The organism is Pedobacter sp. SYP-B3415, assembly GCF_004138205.1.
Taxonomy (GTDB): Bacteria; Bacteroidota; Bacteroidia; order Sphingobacteriales; family Sphingobacteriaceae; genus Pedobacter.
The window spans coordinates 194,508-211,091 of record NZ_RXNQ01000031.1 but is presented as its reverse complement, the minus strand read 5'-3'; the positions used below and the strand labels follow the sequence as shown (position 1 = coordinate 211,091).

Genomic DNA, 16,584 nt, shown 5'->3' with positions numbered 1-16,584 from the left:
AACACAGACTATGAAACTCACAGAAAAAATTCAGGACCTGAATGATGCAGGCATCAGCCAACACCGCAGAAAACTAGATTTTGTGGCAGCTGGTCTTTCCGATCCCGAAGGTATCATATCGAAACTTCGTAAATTTCAGGTAGCTATACCAAGCTGGGCATTGGGAACCGGTGGCACACGCTTCGGGCGTTTCTCAGGCGGCGGTGAACCGCGTAACCTCGAAGAAAAGATTGCTGACGTAGGCGTACTGCACGCCCTGAACCGTTCCGGCGGCTCAATTTCGCTGCACATTCCCTGGGATATTCCGGGTAATGCGGAAGAAATCCGTGCGCACGCGGCCAGCTGGGGCTTGCGCTTCGATGCGGTTAATTCAAATACTTTCCAGGACCAGGCCGGTCAGGCGCTGAGCTATAAATTTGGCTCACTTCATCATGTAGACAAATCGGTGCGGGAACAAGCTGTTCAGCACAATATTGAGGTGATCAGGCAAGGCGAGCGTCTCGGTTCAAAGGCCCTGTCGGTCTGGCTGTCTGACGGCTCAAACTTTCCGGGCCAGCTGAACTTTCGCAGCGCCTTTGAAAATACGCTTGAAAGCCTGCAGCAGATTTATGCAGCCTTGCCGGCAGACTGGCAGGTCTGGGTGGAATATAAGCCCTTTGAACCTAATTTTTACTCGACGACAATCGGCGATTGGGGACAATCGCTGCTGCTGGCTAATAAACTCGGGCCAAAAGCCGCAACACTGGTCGATCTTGGTCATCACCTGCCAAATACCAATATTGAGCAGATCGTTTCGCTGCTGCTTATGGAAGGCAAATTAGCAGGCTTCCACTTCAACGATTCCAAATATGGAGACGATGATCTCACAGTAGGATGTATCAATCCGTACCAGCTGTTCCTGATTTTCAGTGAACTTGTCGAAGGAATGGACGTGCGAAAAATGGATCATGCCAGCGCGATCGGCTGGATGATCGACGCCTCACACAATGTGAAAGACCCCATTGAAGACCTGCTGCAATCGGTAGAAGCCATCAAGATTGCCTATGCACAGGCGCTGCTGGTCAACAGAACTGAGCTTCAGGCCGCGCAACAGGAAAATGATGCGGTGCGCTGCCAGGAGATTCTGCAGGATGCATACCGGACAGATGTACGCCCGCTCGTTGCCGAGGCACGGCTGCGCGAAGAAGGCGCGCTCGACCCGGTACAGGCTTTCCGGAAGCTCGGTATCCGGCAAGAGCTGATACGCGACCGCGGATCTGACACAGTAGCAACCGGACTTTAAGAGCTGAGTACACACAGATGCCAAAACCAGTAATCGCCATATTTGACGTTGGTAAAACCAATAAAAAGCTGTTTCTTTTCGACGAGGATTATCAGCTTGTTTATGAACGCTCCGCACGCTTTATCGAAGTGACCGACGAGGACGGGGAACCCTGTGAAAACCTCGACAGCCTGCGTTTATCTGTTTTTGACTCCCTTCGGGAAATTGGCCGGCTCCGGGATTTTGATGTGCGGGCCGTTAACTTTTCTACTTACGGCGCCAGTCTTGTCTATATTGATGAAGACGGCCGTCCCTTAACGCCTTTGTATAATTACCTGAAGACCTATCCCGAAGTTTTGAAACAAAAATTTTATGAGGATTATGGCGGGGAAGAGCAGTTCGCAACTGAAACCGCCTCGCCGGTATTAGGGAGCCTGAATTCAGGTATGCAGATCTACCGTCTTAAGCACGAACAGCCGCAGGTTTTTGCAAGAGTCAGCCATGCCCTGCATTTGCCGCAGTATATGAGTTTTCTTTTAACCGGCCGTCCATGCAGCGATCTTACCAGCATCGGCTGCCATACAAACCTCTGGAACTTTACAGGCGGGAAGTACCACCGCTGGGTCCATCAGGAAGGCGTCGCAGATAAACTGGCGCCCATTGTGCCGGCAGATGAGGTTTATCCCGCAGTATTTCCGGGAAGCAACCTGAATATCGGAACCGGTCTTCACGATAGTTCTGCTGCCCTGATCCCGTACCTTACAAATTTCCAGGAGCCTTTTGTGCTGATTTCAACCGGCACCTGGTGTATCACGCTCAATCCTTTTGACCATAGTCCGCTGTCTGCCTCAGATTTGGCAAACGATTGTTTATGTTATCTTCAATACAAGGGCAAACCCGTAAAAGCAGCACGCCTGTTTGCCGGTTACACACATGAACAGGAACTTAAACGCCTCACAGCACACTTCATGCAGCCGGCAGCGAAGTTCCGCCACACACGGTTTGACCCCCTGATACTTAGAAGGCTTGAAGCGAAGTTTAAATTTAAGTTTACGGACGGTGTAAACAGGGAGCCGCTCTTTATCGGGCAGGTGCCTTCGCGTTTTGAGAACGATTCGGAAGCCTACCATGCCCTGATGATCGACCTGGCACTGCAGCAGGAGCAAAGTACCCGTCTCGTACTCAAAGATGCTGCGCTGCGCCGCATTTTTGTAGACGGCGGCTTTGGAAAGAACGATGTATATATGAACCTGGTCAGCATGCTTTTTCCCGGTCAGGAAGTTTATGCAGCGTCAATGGCGCAGGCAACAGCCATGGGTGCCGCCCTATGTATTCACCGACATTGGAACAGTAAAAACCTTCCGGCAAATATGATTGATTTAAAATATTATGCACGACTGCCCCTAAGCTAACGCTTTACCGGGTTCGATTAAGAAAAAATGCTGATATTCGACCACAGAGCAATTTTTTCGAACGTTATGAAACCCGGGCAGGCTATTCAATACATTACCATAGACGATTACAGCGCAACACCAAAGTACCTGCAGCTTTGCAACTCGGTCATTGCCGCCATCGAATCGGGTAAACTCAGTAAAGACGACCTGCTTCCTTCAATCAATGAGCTCAGCGCTCAGCTGGAGATTTCGCGCGATACCGCCGAAAAAGGATACCGGCATCTGAAGAAAATGGGGGTGCTCGGTTCCGTTCCGGGAAAGGGATATTTCATCTTTAACGACTCCTTCAAGCAAAAGCTCAAAATATTCCTGTTGTTCAATAAATTAAGCTATCATAAAAAGCTTATTTACGATGCGTTCACAGATGCCCTCGGCGATCGCGTATCAATAGATTTTTATATCTATAACAACGATTTTGCTTTGTTCAAAAAGCTGATTTCGGGCAGGGCCGGCGATTACTCGCACTTCGTTATCATTCCGCATTTCATTGATGGAGACGAAAATGTTGCCGCCGTCATCGACATGCTGCCTAAAGAGAAACTGGTCATCCTTGACAAAAAATTGCACGGGGTTACTGGCAACTATGCGGCTGTCTATGAGAATTTTGAAAGGGACATCTATACCGCATTGGAACAGGCGCGCGAGCGGCTTAGCAAATACCACACACTCAAAATCATTTTTCCAAAGCGGAGTTATTTTCCGGTGGAGATCCTGCGTGGCTTCTACCGTTTCTGCCAGCAATATGCATTTGACCACAGCGTAGTCAGCAGGTTGCCGGAAGAACCGATCGGCAGGGGAGAGGTCTACATTAGCCTGATGGAAGACGATCTTGTGCTGCTTGTAGAACGTATCATGGCAGAAGGGTTGAAAATGGGTACCGATGTAGGCGTAATTTCCTACAACGAGACTCCGCTTAAACGCGTCATTGCCAGTGGGATCACCACAATTTCAACTGATTTTGTTCAGTTGGGCAGACGTGCCGCCCAGCTGATACGCGATCAATCTACCGAACACATTGAAGTTCCCTTTGCGTTAACGCTCCGGCCCTCCTTATAGTCCAGCTAAATGCAGTCTCCGGTTTTGTGCCGGCATAATCTGATCTCATGTAACGGTTATGCGTGATTCGAAAGTTTTTTTTTTGCATCCGGGTCAAATTCGGCATTTTAGCGGGAACCAATTACGTTTTTAAAATTGCTTGAAAAGGCTATGAAACCAAAAAAACACACACAAACCCAAAACGATTCAAGAAGAAATTTTATTAAACATGCTGCAGTTGCCGCTGCTGGACTAATGATTGTTCCCCGGCATGTGCTTGGCGGCAAAGGTTATATTGCGCCGAGCGACAGGCTGCAGATCGCCGGCATAGGCGTTGGTGGCAAGGGACAGTCTGACATTGCTTCATTTGCAAAAACCGGGAAGGCTGATATTGCTTTTTTGTGCGATGTTGACGACCGGCGGGCGGCAAACAGTATCCGTAATTTTCCGCGGGCAAAATACTATAAAGATTACCGCGAAATGCTCGATAAGGAGCATCAGCATATTGATGCCGTTTCAATCTCTACCCCCGACCACAACCATGCCGTGCAAACCATGGCTGCCATGCAGCTTGGAAAACACGTGTATGTACAAAAGCCCCTAACGCACGACATCTATGAGGCACGGAAATTAACAGAGGCCGCACAGCGATATAAGGTTGTGACGCAAATGGGTAACCAGGGGTCTTCGGGCGATGGTGTCAGGAGACTTCAGGAATGGCTGGACGACGGGCAGATCGGAAAAGTTGAAACCGTTTATTGTTGGACCGACCGTCCGCTGTGGCCGCAGGGAATTACCTGGCCCGCTCCGGCAGCGGAAATACCCAAAGAGCTGGACTGGAACCTCTGGCTGGGCACGGCGCGCGAACTGCGATACATTGACAAGCTGGTGCCTTTTAACTGGCGTGGATGGTGGGAGTTTGGTACAGGTGCCCTTGGCGATATGGGCTGTCATCTTGTTGAGCCGCCATTCCGTATCCTCGATCTGCAATATCCGAAAGATGTGCAATGCAGTGTGGGCAGCGTGTATGTCGATGAATTCAAAAGGGGATATTTCCCCGAAAGTTGTCCGCCATCAAGCCATATGGTCATGACCTACGCAAAAACAAAGAAAACAAAAGGCGACCTGACGTTACACTGGATGGACGGAGGTATAAAACCCGAACGCCCGGCTGAACTGGAAGCGAATGAGCGGTTTGGCGATAACGGCGTACTCTTTATAGGTACCCGCGGCAAAATGATCTGCGATGTGTATGGCTCAAACCCACGCTTGCTGCCGACAAGCCGCACAAATGAAGTGCGAACAAAACAGACTATTGAACGTATTCCCGGCAGTGCCGAAGGTCACTACGGCCAGTGGGTTGAAGGCTGCCTGGCCGGCTTCGGCAAAATGAAAATGAGTTCTCCTTTTGAGATCGCCGGGCCGCTGACTGAAACCCTGCTGATCGCCAATCTGGCCATCCGGGGTTTTGATATCCGGGAGCCACGTGCTGATGGTAAAGGATACACTTATCCGGGGCGCGACCTTAAAATGATCTGGGATAGCCAGAACATTCGCGTTACAAATTTTGACGCAGCCAACCAGTTTATCAAACGCGAATACAGACAGGGCTGGAGCCTTGGTGTTTAATAATTTAAGAACCTGGTAATGAATGGAATAAAAAAACTTCGCGTACTCGTGGCAGGCTGTGGCAATATGGGCGCATCCCATGCCCGGGCCTACCACGACATGGACGAGTTCGAGATCTGCGGACTGGTATCACGGGGCGACAGTAAAAATAAGTTAAACACTGCACTTGGCGCTGATTACCCATTGTTCGACGACTATTTCGTTGCGCTGGGGGAGACAGCACCGGATGCGGTATGTATATCAACCTATCCGGATACCCATGAGCCTTATGCTATCGCCGCCTTTGCACGTGGCTGCCATGTGTTCCTGGAGAAGCCGCTTGCAGATTCGGCCGAAGGCGCACTTCGCATAGCCGAGGCCGCGCGGCACGCAAATAAAAAGCTACTGGTGGGTTACATTCTGCGTTACCATCCTTCATGGCAAAAATTTATTGAGCTTGCGCAGGGTCTTGGCAAGCCCCTTGTCATGCGTATGAATCTGAACCAGCAGAGCCAGGCAGGACAGTGGGAAGTGCATCGCAACCTGCTTGCAAGCCTGAGCCCGATCGTAGACTGCGGTGTGCATTACATCGACGTAATGTGCCAGATGACGCGGTGTAATCCGGTACGCGTTCATGCCATCGGCGCCCGTCTGAGCGATGATGTCCCTGCTGATAACTACAACTATGGCCAGTTGCAGCTTACTTTCGCAGACGGATCGGTTGGCTGGTACGAGGCGGGCTGGGGGCCAATGATGAGCCAGACCGCATTTTTTGTGAAAGATGTGATCGGCCCTGATGGTTCAGTCTCGATTGTAGCAAAGAATGCCGCCGCCGAGGGAAAATCTGACGAAATCGATGCGCATACAAAAACTGAATCGCTGCGCTTGCATCGATCCGCTTTAAACAGCGCGCGGAAGTTTGCTCATGAAGATACCTGGTTTGATATGAGCGATGAGCCCGATCACCAGGAATTATGTAACCGGGAACAGCGTTACTTTTTAAAAGCCATACAGGAAAACCTCGATCTCACTGAGGCTACTGCCGACGCTGTCAATAGCCTGAAGGTCGCCTTCGCGTGTGATGAATCGATACGGCGGGGTGTTGTGGTGGAAGTGTGAGAAAAAACCTCCTACACGGTTGTCTGACAGCCGGCCAGAGACTATGGACCATTGACGCTCATCGTCTATGGTCCATAATCCATCGCTCTAAATCTTCCTGACCTTGATGTTTTTAAACCAGACACCTGCGCCATGGTCTTGCAGGGCAATATGCCCTTCCGGACTCATGCCGTAGCCCTCGGCATTTTTCCATTTGCCCTCGGCTTTCTTTTTCTTCCAGTCTTCACTGCCGAAAGTGTACTCTGCTGTCAGTTTGCCGTTCAGCCAATGCTGCACATGGTTGTCTTTCACAATAATTTTTGTGTTGTTCCATTGCCCGATGGGCTTTGCTGCGCTAACCAGCGGCGGATTGATAGCATAGTTGGCGCCTGTTTTTTGCCAGGGCTCAAGTTTGCCAGGAAAGTTGTCATCATCAATAAGCTGATATTCCGGACCGCTCAGGTAGGTGCGGTCATAATCTTCAGTTACCCGGTAAAGGATCCCGCTGTTGCCCTGGGCCCCAAGTTTCCAGTCGATTGACAACTCAAAATCTTCGTATTTTGCGTTGGTGATCACATCAGCCCGCAAGTCTGATTTATCTGTTTTACTGCCTTTACAGTGCAATGTACCGTCGACAGCTTCCCAGCAATCGGCCGGTTTGTTTTTAAACATCCGCCATCCCGACAGGTCTTTTCCATTGAACAAAAGTTCCCAGCCGGCAGACTTTTCTTTTGCGGTGAGCGTGTTTTGTGCGCTTGCGGAGGCTACCATGCCGGCAGCCAGGGCAAGAAATACGTATATTTTCTTTTTCATATTGAATATTGCAGGTCTACGACTTGACAACCTTAAGGTTTTTCGGATCCCATTTTATGATCTTGCCATTGAAATAAGCATCGTTGCAAAGCAGCGCAGGCGCAGCGGCGCGATATCCGAAAAGTGCGTCTTCGCTTACCTTTCCGCCGTTGCGCATGGCATTGAACAGATTATAGAAGTGATCAAAATGTGCACCCTTGTACCCGTCTTCAGCCTTGTAAACGGTTTGATCTGGTGGAAGCAGCTGTTTCCTGTTGTAGGTATAAGTACTGCCCCCGCCGTTGTTGGCCTGTTTATTGGCTGCGTTAAGCGGATCGTTTTCATCAATTATGTTGCGGTTCCGGTAGAGTGTTACCTTATCCCATTCAACGGTCATCGAACCTTCACTGCCTACCATACGAAGATAGTTTGTGCCACCGGTACCATCTACAAAATTAACGCGAAGCGAAAGGTTGAAGGCGGGGTGCACACTGTTTTCCGGATAATCGAACATGCCGATCATCACGTCGGGGACTTCTCGTCCGTCTTTCCAGTAACGGAGTCCGCCGGTTGCCTGGATTTGTTCGGGGCCGATGGAGTTTGTGATAAAATGTAAGCTTGAGAACAGGTGTACAAATAAATCGCCCGATACGCCGGTGCCATAATCGCGGTAATTTCTCCAGCGGAAAAAGCGCAGCGGATCAAATTTTCTTTTTGTCGTATGTTCCAGATACGCATCCCAGCCAACTGTTTCTGGCGAGGCATCTGCAGGAATAGGGTACTGCCAGGCACCCGTTGGCGACATGCGTGCCCAGAAGCCTTCAGCATAATTCAGTTTGCCGATGGCACCGTCTTTGAGCAGTTCCCGCGCTTTTTCGTTTCCAAGCGAACTTACGCCCTGGCTTCCCACCTGGTAAACAGTTTTACGGTTCCTGCGCTGCGCATCAACAACGGCAGGCCCCTCTGAAATGTTATGAACCATTGGTTTTTCACAGTAGACGGATTTTCCCTTGTCCATCGCCTCGACAGAGATTTGCTTATGCCAAAAGTCTGGTGTTCCGATAATTACCGCATCGATATCGCTGCGCTCCAGTATTTCACGGTAATTACGGGTTGTAAAAATATCACTGCCCCAGGTTTTTTTTGCCTTGGCCAGGCGCCCGTCATACAGATCGCAGGCGGCAACGAGTTTAACGCCGGGTACGGTAACCGCAGTGGCTGCATCAGCGGAGCCCATGCCGCCGGCCCCGATTAGCGCAATCTGGATCTGGTCGTTTGCAGCGTACCGTTGCTTCTCGCGCAACATAGCCGAATAGTTCCGCTCACGGTCTGCAGCCGTAATGATGTTTGGAAACAGGGATGCTCCCACAACGCCCGCGGCGAAACGGGTAATAAACTTCCGCCTGGGTTCGTCATTTGTATTTTTCATTCGTTGTATGGTTTGGGTTGTCTTAAATCTGTAACAAGCACAGCTGCAAATGGAAACAGCCAGAGCTAAAATCACTATTTTCCAGCGTAAAGCAAAACAACCTGAGACCATGGGTCTTGTGTCATTGCAGTCATGCTTGCGTGCAAGTGCCACTTTATGCGTTTAATTAGGTAATTAACTCAACTTTTATAAAAATTTATAAAAAGTATAGTTGAGACTGTAATGCAATTGTTACGGCGGGATTGGACTTTTGATGGTGGAAGATAGTCCCGCGCTCATTGTGCTATCTTAGCTGGACTTCAAAAAGACAGGAAAGTCAGTGAACTTCCGATGCAGAATAATGGGTTCAAACGCCGACGGTGAACGCTCATTGACAGAAAGACGAACTTTTTTGATTAGGAAAATTTCACATTTTTTAACAAAAAAATTTGGTTAGCTTCTTTTATATCCAAATATTCTTCTTTATATTTGGGCTTACCCTTTCGGGGGTATGTTTTTCATAGGTAGATGTAGGGTCGAATACGAGTATTCGGCCCTTTTTTTGTTGTGTCCGGCCAGTGCATACCATGCCGACCGGTGCCGGAAATATTGAATGGATAAGAAGAAAAAAGTTATTATAGCTGTTACCGGTGCGAGTGGCGCTGTGTATGCAAAAGTGCTGTTCGATCAGCTGCTAACACTCACCGATCAGCTGCAAGCTGTAGGTATAGTGATGTCTGATAACGCAAGACAGGTGTGGGAATATGAACTCGGTAACCGCGACTTCGAAAAGTATCCCTTCACCTTTTATCAGAAAAACGATTTCAACGCACCATTTGCTTCGGGCTCTGCGCGTTATGACACCATGATCATTATTCCCTGTTCGATGGGCACACTTGGTCGAATCGCCGGCGGAATTTCAAATGACCTGATCAGCCGTGCGGCCGATGTTGTTTTAAAAGAGCGGCGTAAACTGATCGCGGTGGTTCGCGATACACCCTTCAATCTGATCCATATTGAAAATATGCGAACAGTTACACTTGCAGGCGGTATCATCTGTCCGGCAAACCCATCGTTCTATAGTCTCCCTGACTCTATTGAGGCCGTTGCCGCAACGGTAGTCAGCAGGGTGATTGACCTCGCCGGCTTTGATGCACCCGGTTACAGGTGGAATGAGCAGGATAGCAAATAGGTCTGCGGTTTGTAAGTTGTGCTACCTTGGGGGGCATTCTTTACCTAAATACTTATCTTTGCGTTTCTTTTGCGTTAAGGATGAAAAAAGTAGCTTTCTATACCCTCGGTTGTAAACTGAATTTTTCTGAAACCTCTACAATAGGTCGCCTCTTTACCGATGCGGGTTACGGTGTTGTAGGTTTTACCGAAAAAGCAGACGTTTATGTCATCAATACCTGTTCTGTTACCGATCATGCTGACAAGAAGTGCCGGAAGGTTGTAAAGGAAGCACTTAAATACTCACCGGATGCCTATGTAACCATCGTAGGTTGTTATGCGCAGCTCAAGCCACAGGAAATTGCGGAGATTGAAGGTGTAGATATGGTGCTTGGCGCCGCTGAAAAGTTCAGGATTATCGAGTATATAGACGATCTGACAAAAAATCCAAAGGCTGTGGTTCATCAGCAAAATATCGAAAAGGTAAACCACCAGTTTATTGCGGCCTATTCGATTGCCGACAGGACCCGTACCTTTTTGAAAGTTCAGGACGGCTGTGATTACCCCTGCACATATTGTACGATTCCTCTTGCGCGCGGCGCGAGCCGAAGTGATACCATTGACAATGTGGTGGCGAGAGCCCGCATGATCGCAGAGAGCGGGGTGAAAGAAATTGTACTAACCGGCGTTAACCTTGGTGACTTCGGTATCCGCAATGGCGAACGCGAAGATAAATTTTTTGACCTGGTCAAAGCGCTCGATGAAGTGGAAGGCATAGAGCGTTTCCGGATATCTTCTATTGAGCCAAACCTGCTTAGCAACGAGATCATTGAGTTCGTAGCCAGGTCAAAACGGTTTGTTCCGCACTTCCACATTCCTCTTCAATCCGGCTCTGATAAAATATTGGGTCTGATGCGCCGCCGCTATCGTCGTGATCTCTATGTTGAGCGGGTTGCAAAAATTCGCGAAGTCATGCCTGATTGTTGTATCGGCGTCGACGTGATTGTAGGTTTCCCCGGTGAGACTAAAGAGGATTTCCTTGATACCTATCAGTTCCTTAATTCCCTTGATATCTCGTATTTACACGTATTTACCTACTCTGAACGTGAAGATACCGTAGCAGCCTCAATGCCGGGTGTTGTGCAAGGTGCTGAACGCAGTGAGCGCAGCAAGATGCTCCATATTCTTTCTGATAAAAAACGTCGGGCGTTTTACGAATCACAATTAGGCAAACCGGCCGAGGTACTATTTGAGTCTGATGTAAAAGATGGTTATATGCACGGCTTCAGCAAAAATTATGTAAAGGTCCGTGCGAAATATGACCCTTTGCTTGTTAATGAGCTTAAGGCGGTAACCCTGCAGGAAATATCCGCCGAAGGCGAAGTTGATGTAACTGAGCTGGCGGAATACGCTGTCCACTAGTAGCGGGTCAGGCAGTTGATTCGTCGCTCAGCCACGGTTGTTAACAAACGGAACCGGTACATGGCGGCAGGCTTCAGGCGTCGGATTTTCCCATAATTTCCGTTCTCATTAAAATGGCGGGATAAAGGCGCGCCCCGGCAACTATAATCGTATGTCGGGTACATAATGGGGTGCTCAGACATCAGCCGGCACAGCACGTTGTTATGACGAAGCGAATCCCTATATTCGCAACAAAGAAAAAGAAGATGTTTCCCACCGTTTCTCACTTCCTGGAATACTTGTTTGGTATTCAGATTCCGCTTCCCTTTAATACTTTCGGGATGTTTGTTGCACTTGCCTTCATTGCCGCCTATTGGGCTTTCTCGAAAGAGTTGCAGCGCAAGGAAGCCGACGGACTCGTTTATCCGGTTAAGAAGAAGGTAACGACCGGTGCACCGGCATCGCTGAGCGATATGATCCTGAATGCCTTATTTGGTTTTGTGATCGGGTTTAAGCTGTTGTATGCTGTCTTCAATTACCGCGAATTTGTGGCAGATCCACAGAATGCATTGATGTCGTGGAAAGGAAGCTGGCTTGGCGGCTTGGTACTTGCGGCATTTTTCGCGTGGTGGGATTATAAGGAAAAACAAAAGACGAGGCTTGAAAAACCTGTTACCAAAGAGGTTCTCGTGCATCCGTATCAGTTAATGAGCACCATCGTTGTCTGGGCGGCTGTCTGGGGATTTCTTGGGGCTAAAGTATTCGACTCGCTTGAATACTGGGACGAGTTTGTTGCAGATCCGATTGGCAGGCTCACTTCCTTTAGCGGGCTGACATTTTATGGAGGGCTTATCTGCGGTGGTGCGGCAGTGCTTTATATAGCCAGGAAGAACGGTATCAAGCCGGTTCACATGCTTGATGTCGGTGCTCCAGGTATGATGCTTTCTTACGCCGTAGGGCGGATGGGCTGTCATTTTTCAGGTGACGGAGACTGGGGAATTGTAAATAAAAATCCAAAGCCTTTTGACTGGCTGCCCGACTGGTTATGGGCTTACCGGTACCCGCACAATGTGGTAGGCGAAGGGGTACCAATTCCCGGCTGCGTGGGCAAATTCTGCAACCAGCTACCCGAACCGGTCTACCCGACTGCGATTTACGAAGTTATTGCCTGTCTGATCCTGTTCGGGGTCATCTGGAGTTTGCGCAAACGGATCAAAGCACCCGGAATGCTTTTCGGCATCTACCTGATCATGAATGGTGTCGAGCGTTTCTTTGTCGAACTGATTCGCGTCAATTCCAAATATCACGTCGCCGGACTTTCATTTACGCAGGCAGAAATGATATCTTCCCTGCTGGTCGTGGCTGGCATCCTGCTCGTAATCTGGTCGTCAAGACAACCAGCGGAGCTTATCAAAAGCAAAAGATAAATTGATTATCAGGCAATAAACTGACATATGAACTACGAACTTATCTGTACGAAAGTGATTTCCATAGCCCGCCTGGCAGGGAATTTTATCCGCCGCGAAGCAATGCTGTTCGATGCGTCGCGTATCGAATACAAGGGCCTGAATGATATGGTCTCTTATGTAGATAAGACCGCAGAACAAAAGCTGGTAGCCAATCTTTCAAAATTGTTGCCCGATGCCGGTTTTATTACTGAAGAAAATACCGTCAGCATTTCCGGAAAAACTTATACCTGGATCATTGATCCGCTTGACGGTACAACAAACTTCATACATGGCATACCGACCTATGCCGTTAGTATTGCGCTTTATGAAGAAGATAAGCCGGTAGTCGGGGTTGTCTATGAAATAAACCGCGGTGAGATGTTTTATGCCTACAAAGGCGGCGCAGCCTATCTGAACAAAAAAGAGATCGCGGTTTCTAAACGCGATACACTCGGTTCAAGTTTGCTTGCAACCGGTTTTCCATATTACCAGTTTGATAAACAACCGCAATACATGAACCTCTTTGCCCAGATGATGCGGGAGTGCCATGGTTTGCGGCGCATCGGTTCTGCCGCGACCGATCTGATTTATGTGGCTTGCGGCCGGTTTGAGGCATTTTTTGAATACAACCTTCAACAGTGGGACTTTGCCGCCGGTGCATTTATTGTACAGCAGGCGGGGGGTGAGGTTTGTAACTTCTCAGGAGGTAACGACTACTTCAACACCCGCGAAATTCTGGCGACAAACGGGCTCGTTACAAAAGAGATTCTGAAAGCCATAGAGACGCACTTTAAGTAGGCGTCTGATTCAATTTATCGGAAATATTATGACAAAAAAAAGCAGGTCCGGAACGGCCTGCTTTTTCTTATATCTGATCGGTATCTGCTTATAAAGCTTCAGAAACCACGTCCTTTACTTCCGGGACCATACGCTGAAGCAGGTTCTGAATGCCTGATTTTAAGGTGATGGTGGATGACGGGCAGCCACTGCAGGATCCGCGCAGTTCTACGGTCACAACACCATCTTCAAAAGAGCGGTAGTTAATTGCACCACCGTCCTGCTCAACTGCCGGGCGCACATAGTCGTGCAGGATCTGCTGAATCTTAATTTCGGTCTCTGTGCCCTGGAAATCAGGAGCATCTTCAGGAGCAGCTTCTTTAATCTTAAGTTCAGACTCCACCGCGCCTTTAACAAACTCCTTAAGGATCGGTTCCAGGTCTGCCCAGTCCGTATCGCCGGTTTTTGTAATGGTAACAAAGTTGCTGGCAAAGAATACCCCACTCACAAAATTGAACTTGAACAGTTCCCGCGCAAAAGGAGATTTTTCAGCACTTTCCCGGTTTGCAAAATCTTCGCTGCCGTTTATCAGCAGTTTATTGACCATGAATTTCATGGTTGCCGGGTTTGGAGTTGGTTCTGTATATACGTTGATCGTCATGTCGCGTTCAGTTTTTTAATCACACAAAATTAACTAAAAACCCATAACTGTTTCACCAGCTGCTGTCTTAATTAAGTCAATTTTGGTTGCATGCCGTCTTAGAAAATTCCGGTGTAATTAAAGGGACTTATTGTCCTTAATTCCTGTTTTACACGTTCGTCGACCGCCAGGTTTTCTACAAATGCAGCGATACTTTCGGCGTTGATTTTCTGATTGGTCCGGGTAAGGTCTTTCAGCGTCTCATACGGGTTCGGATAGTTTTCGCGTCGCAGCACGGTCTGAATCGCCTCAGCCACTACCGCCCAATTGTCTTCAAGGTCCTGGTTCAGGGCATCCTGATTCAGGAGCAGTTTGTCAAGTCCGCGGAGGGTAGCCTGTATGGCAATGATCGAATGACCGAAAGGTACTCCTATATTACGCAGTACGGTCGAGTCGGTCAGATCGCGCTGCAGGCGTGAAATTGGCAACTTTGCAGCAAAGAATTCCAGTAACGCATTTGCAATACCAGCATTTCCTTCTGCATTTTCAAAATCGATGGGATTTACCTTGTGCGGCATGGCCGATGAGCCGATTTCGCCTTCCTTGATTTTCTGTTTGAAATAGTTTTTCGAGATGTATGTCCATATATCACGATCCAGGTCGATCAGGATGTTGTTGATCCTTTTCATGGCATCGCACTGCGCCGCAAACTGGTCATAGTGTTCAATCTGCGTCGTGTATTGCGCGCGCGTCAGGCCGAGAGAATTGCTTACAAAATTGTTTGAAAACTCAACCCAGTCAATTTGCGGATAGGCAATATGATGGGCATTGAAGTTTCCGGTTGCGCCGCCGAATTTAGCACTATGGCTTACTGACTGCAGGCTGTTTAACTGCAGCTCCAGGCGTTCTGCAAACACGGCGAATTCCTTGCCCAGTTTGGTGGGAGAGGCGGGCTGACCGTGGGTATGGGCAAGCATGGGTATATCTTTCCATTCAGCAGCGAGCGAGCGGATTCGTTCAATGAGTTTTTTAATTGCAGGGTAATAAACCTCTTCCAGCGCCGCCTTCACAGAGAAGGGTATAGCGGTATTATTTATATCTTGAGACGTCAGACCGAAATGAATAAATTCTTTGAATTGATCCAGCCCTGAGGTTGCGAACTTGTCTTTGATAAAATATTCCACGGCTTTCACATCGTGGTTTGTAATGCGCTCGGTAGACTTAACGTTCTCAGCATCTGCTTCGGTAAACGACAGGTAAATATTGCGCAGGCCGGCGAAATGGCTCGTATCAAAACTTTCCAGGCCCGGCACTTTGGCTTCGCACAGGGCGATGAAGTATTCGATTTCTACGAAAACCCGGTATTTGATCAATGCAGCCTCAGAAAAATAGTCAGAAAGCTGTTCGGTGGTTTTGCGGTAACGCCCGTCGATCGGAGAGATAGCCTGAAGCGGTGATAGATTCATTTTGCTACGGTTTATTTTGCAGCAAAGGTAGTTTTTTTTGATAAACGGAATGGGTATAAAAAAACCCTGCCGGAATTCCGGCAGGGTTTTTTTATCGTTTAGCTACAAACTAGTGTTTAGCAACAGTGTCAGTAGTAGTTTTAGTAACAGTAGTGTCAGTTACAGTAGTGTCAGTAACGTTAGTGTCGATTACAGTAGTACCGCTGTCAGTAGCAGCAGTGTCAGTACCTTCAGCTTTTTTATCTGAGTTACAAGCAGCAACTGACAAAGAAAGAGCTAAAGCTAAGAATCCGAATTTAAATAAGTTTTTCATTCTAATTTTCTGTTTAATGTGATTAATTAATTTTACCGTTAATACGCCAATTCACAAAAGGTAACCCACCGGGATGAAAAAAAATAAAAAAAATTTTTTTGCCTATCATTGGGTTACTATTTGGCTGATTATGTATTAATTGATGAATAAAGCCTTGAACAGTTCGTTGCCTACAGATAGAGAAGTGGTTTTGGGAATTCTGAATAACTCAGATGAAACCCTCAACAAATTGTACCTCGGTTACTTTCCGATGATCCTGCAGTTCATTCTGAACAACAATGGTGATGAGGATGATGCGAAGGATGTTTTTCAGGAGTCGGTCATCGTTTTGTACAATAAGATCAAAAGCGGCGACTTCGAGCTGAGCAGTAAACTGAAAACTTATATCTATTCGGTTTGCCGCAGAATATGGTTGAAACGGCTTGCGCAGAACCATAAAAAAACAACCAACATAAGCGATTATGAAGATGTTCTGGTTGTTGATGATGATCTGGAAAAACACGACGAGCAGGATCAGCGCCTGATGAAAATGAATGAAGCGCTCGAGGGACTGGGGGAACCCTGCAAGACCATTATACAGGATTTTTATCTGAACAATCTCTCGATGCAGGACATCAGCGAAAAGTTCGGTTATACAAATACAGATAACGCGAAAACGCAGAAGTACAAGTGTCTGCAGCGTTTGAAGAAGATATTTTTTAACAGTTAACATG

Annotated in this window: 15 protein-coding genes; 10 read left to right on the top strand and 5 right to left on the bottom strand. The window is 48.0% G+C overall.

Annotated features, from left to right (window positions below; genetic code table 11):
• The first annotated feature begins 10 nt into the window (after window positions 1-10).
• The 5 genes from EJV45_RS11325 (at window position 11) to EJV45_RS11305 (ending at window position 6,477) form a co-directional block, all read left to right on the top strand.
• Window positions 11-1,282, top strand: a complete 1,272-nt coding sequence (locus tag EJV45_RS11325; protein WP_129715788.1) for a sugar isomerase — start codon at window positions 11-13, stop codon at window positions 1,280-1,282.
• A 17-nt stretch (window positions 1,283-1,299) separates the two neighbouring features.
• Window positions 1,300-2,673, top strand: a complete 1,374-nt coding sequence (locus EJV45_RS11320; RefSeq protein WP_129715787.1) for an FGGY-family carbohydrate kinase — start codon at window positions 1,300-1,302, stop codon at window positions 2,671-2,673.
• Window positions 2,674-2,739: 66 nt separating this feature from the next.
• Window positions 2,740-3,771: a GntR family transcriptional regulator gene (locus tag EJV45_RS11315; protein ID WP_129715910.1), complete on the top strand. Its 1,032-nt coding sequence runs from the start codon at window positions 2,740-2,742 to the stop codon at window positions 3,769-3,771.
• 150 nt (window positions 3,772-3,921) lie between these two features.
• On the top strand, window positions 3,922-5,379 hold the full coding sequence (locus EJV45_RS11310) for a Gfo/Idh/MocA family protein (protein WP_129715786.1): 1,458 nt from the start codon (window positions 3,922-3,924) through the stop codon (window positions 5,377-5,379).
• 18 nt (window positions 5,380-5,397) lie between these two features.
• Window positions 5,398-6,477, top strand: a complete 1,080-nt coding sequence (locus EJV45_RS11305; RefSeq protein ID WP_129715785.1) for a Gfo/Idh/MocA family protein — start codon at window positions 5,398-5,400, stop codon at window positions 6,475-6,477.
• 87 nt (window positions 6,478-6,564) lie between these two features.
• On the opposite strand, the gene EJV45_RS11300 is transcribed toward EJV45_RS11305, so the two are convergent.
• Both EJV45_RS11300 and EJV45_RS11295 read right to left on the bottom strand, forming a co-directional pair.
• Window positions 6,565-7,269: a DUF1080 domain-containing protein gene (locus EJV45_RS11300; RefSeq protein ID WP_129715784.1), complete on the bottom strand. Its 705-nt coding sequence runs from the start codon at window positions 7,267-7,269 to the stop codon at window positions 6,565-6,567.
• A 16-nt stretch (window positions 7,270-7,285) separates the two neighbouring features.
• Window positions 7,286-8,677, bottom strand: a complete 1,392-nt coding sequence (locus EJV45_RS11295; RefSeq protein ID WP_129715783.1) for a Gfo/Idh/MocA family protein — start codon at window positions 8,675-8,677, stop codon at window positions 7,286-7,288.
• A gap of 592 nt (window positions 8,678-9,269) precedes the next feature.
• On the opposite strand from EJV45_RS11295, the gene EJV45_RS11290 reads away from it, so the two are divergent.
• From EJV45_RS11290 to EJV45_RS11275, 4 genes are all read left to right on the top strand, one after another.
• On the top strand, window positions 9,270-9,848 hold the full coding sequence (locus EJV45_RS11290) for a UbiX family flavin prenyltransferase (protein ID WP_129715782.1): 579 nt from the start codon (window positions 9,270-9,272) through the stop codon (window positions 9,846-9,848).
• An 80-nt stretch (window positions 9,849-9,928) separates the two neighbouring features.
• The gene (mtaB, locus tag EJV45_RS11285; protein ID WP_129715781.1) at window positions 9,929-11,248 is read left to right on the top strand and encodes a tRNA (N(6)-L-threonylcarbamoyladenosine(37)-C(2))-methylthiotransferase MtaB; all 1,320 of its coding nucleotides are present in this window, start codon (window positions 9,929-9,931) and stop codon (window positions 11,246-11,248) included.
• Between the two features lie 203 nt (window positions 11,249-11,451).
• Complete coding sequence (locus tag EJV45_RS11280; protein ID WP_370291331.1) at window positions 11,452-12,654, top strand: prolipoprotein diacylglyceryl transferase; 1,203 nt, start codon at window positions 11,452-11,454, stop codon at window positions 12,652-12,654.
• A gap of 27 nt (window positions 12,655-12,681) precedes the next feature.
• Window positions 12,682-13,473, top strand: coding sequence for an inositol monophosphatase family protein (locus tag EJV45_RS11275; protein ID WP_129715780.1), 792 nt, complete (start codon window positions 12,682-12,684; stop codon window positions 13,471-13,473).
• Between the two features lie 88 nt (window positions 13,474-13,561).
• Here the strand turns inward: EJV45_RS11275 and EJV45_RS11270 are convergent, their stop codons facing one another.
• The 3 genes from EJV45_RS11270 to EJV45_RS11260 form a co-directional block, all read right to left on the bottom strand.
• Entirely contained in the window at window positions 13,562-14,113 is a 552-nt protein-coding gene (locus EJV45_RS11270) for a NifU family protein (protein WP_129715779.1), read from the bottom strand.
• Window positions 14,114-14,211: 98 nt separating this feature from the next.
• Window positions 14,212-15,558, bottom strand: a complete 1,347-nt coding sequence (purB, locus tag EJV45_RS11265) for an adenylosuccinate lyase (RefSeq protein ID WP_129715778.1) — start codon at window positions 15,556-15,558, stop codon at window positions 14,212-14,214.
• Between the two features lie 109 nt (window positions 15,559-15,667).
• Window positions 15,668-15,871 (bottom strand): hypothetical protein, encoded by a 204-nt coding sequence (locus EJV45_RS11260; RefSeq protein WP_129715777.1) that lies wholly within the window; start codon window positions 15,869-15,871, stop codon window positions 15,668-15,670.
• A 142-nt stretch (window positions 15,872-16,013) separates the two neighbouring features.
• On the opposite strand from EJV45_RS11260, the gene EJV45_RS11255 reads away from it, so the two are divergent.
• A complete protein-coding gene (locus EJV45_RS11255; protein ID WP_129715776.1) occupies window positions 16,014-16,580 on the top strand; it encodes an RNA polymerase sigma factor in 567 nt (188 codons plus the stop codon).
• Window positions 16,581-16,584 lie beyond the last annotated feature (4 nt).

Coding starts and splice junctions, on each gene's coding strand:
- EJV45_RS11325 (WP_129715788.1), top strand. CDS start 11: ATGAAACTCACAGAAAAAATTCAGGACCTGAATGATGCAGGCATCAGC.
- EJV45_RS11320 (WP_129715787.1), top strand. CDS start 1,300: ATGCCAAAACCAGTAATCGCCATATTTGACGTTGGTAAAACCAATAAA.
- EJV45_RS11315 (WP_129715910.1), top strand. CDS start 2,740: ATGAAACCCGGGCAGGCTATTCAATACATTACCATAGACGATTACAGC.
- EJV45_RS11310 (WP_129715786.1), top strand. CDS start 3,922: ATGAAACCAAAAAAACACACACAAACCCAAAACGATTCAAGAAGAAAT.
- EJV45_RS11305 (WP_129715785.1), top strand. CDS start 5,398: ATGAATGGAATAAAAAAACTTCGCGTACTCGTGGCAGGCTGTGGCAAT.
- EJV45_RS11300 (WP_129715784.1), bottom strand. CDS start 7,269: ATGAAAAAGAAAATATACGTATTTCTTGCCCTGGCTGCCGGCATGGTA.
- EJV45_RS11295 (WP_129715783.1), bottom strand. CDS start 8,677: ATGAAAAATACAAATGACGAACCCAGGCGGAAGTTTATTACCCGTTTC.
- EJV45_RS11290 (WP_129715782.1), top strand. CDS start 9,270: ATGGATAAGAAGAAAAAAGTTATTATAGCTGTTACCGGTGCGAGTGGC.
- mtaB (WP_129715781.1), top strand. CDS start 9,929: ATGAAAAAAGTAGCTTTCTATACCCTCGGTTGTAAACTGAATTTTTCT.
- EJV45_RS11280 (WP_370291331.1), top strand. CDS start 11,452: ATGACGAAGCGAATCCCTATATTCGCAACAAAGAAAAAGAAGATGTTT.
- EJV45_RS11275 (WP_129715780.1), top strand. CDS start 12,682: ATGAACTACGAACTTATCTGTACGAAAGTGATTTCCATAGCCCGCCTG.
- EJV45_RS11270 (WP_129715779.1), bottom strand. CDS start 14,113: ATGACGATCAACGTATATACAGAACCAACTCCAAACCCGGCAACCATG.
- purB (WP_129715778.1), bottom strand. CDS start 15,558: ATGAATCTATCACCGCTTCAGGCTATCTCTCCGATCGACGGGCGTTAC.
- EJV45_RS11260 (WP_129715777.1), bottom strand. CDS start 15,871: ATGAAAAACTTATTTAAATTCGGATTCTTAGCTTTAGCTCTTTCTTTG.
- EJV45_RS11255 (WP_129715776.1), top strand. CDS start 16,014: ATGAATAAAGCCTTGAACAGTTCGTTGCCTACAGATAGAGAAGTGGTT.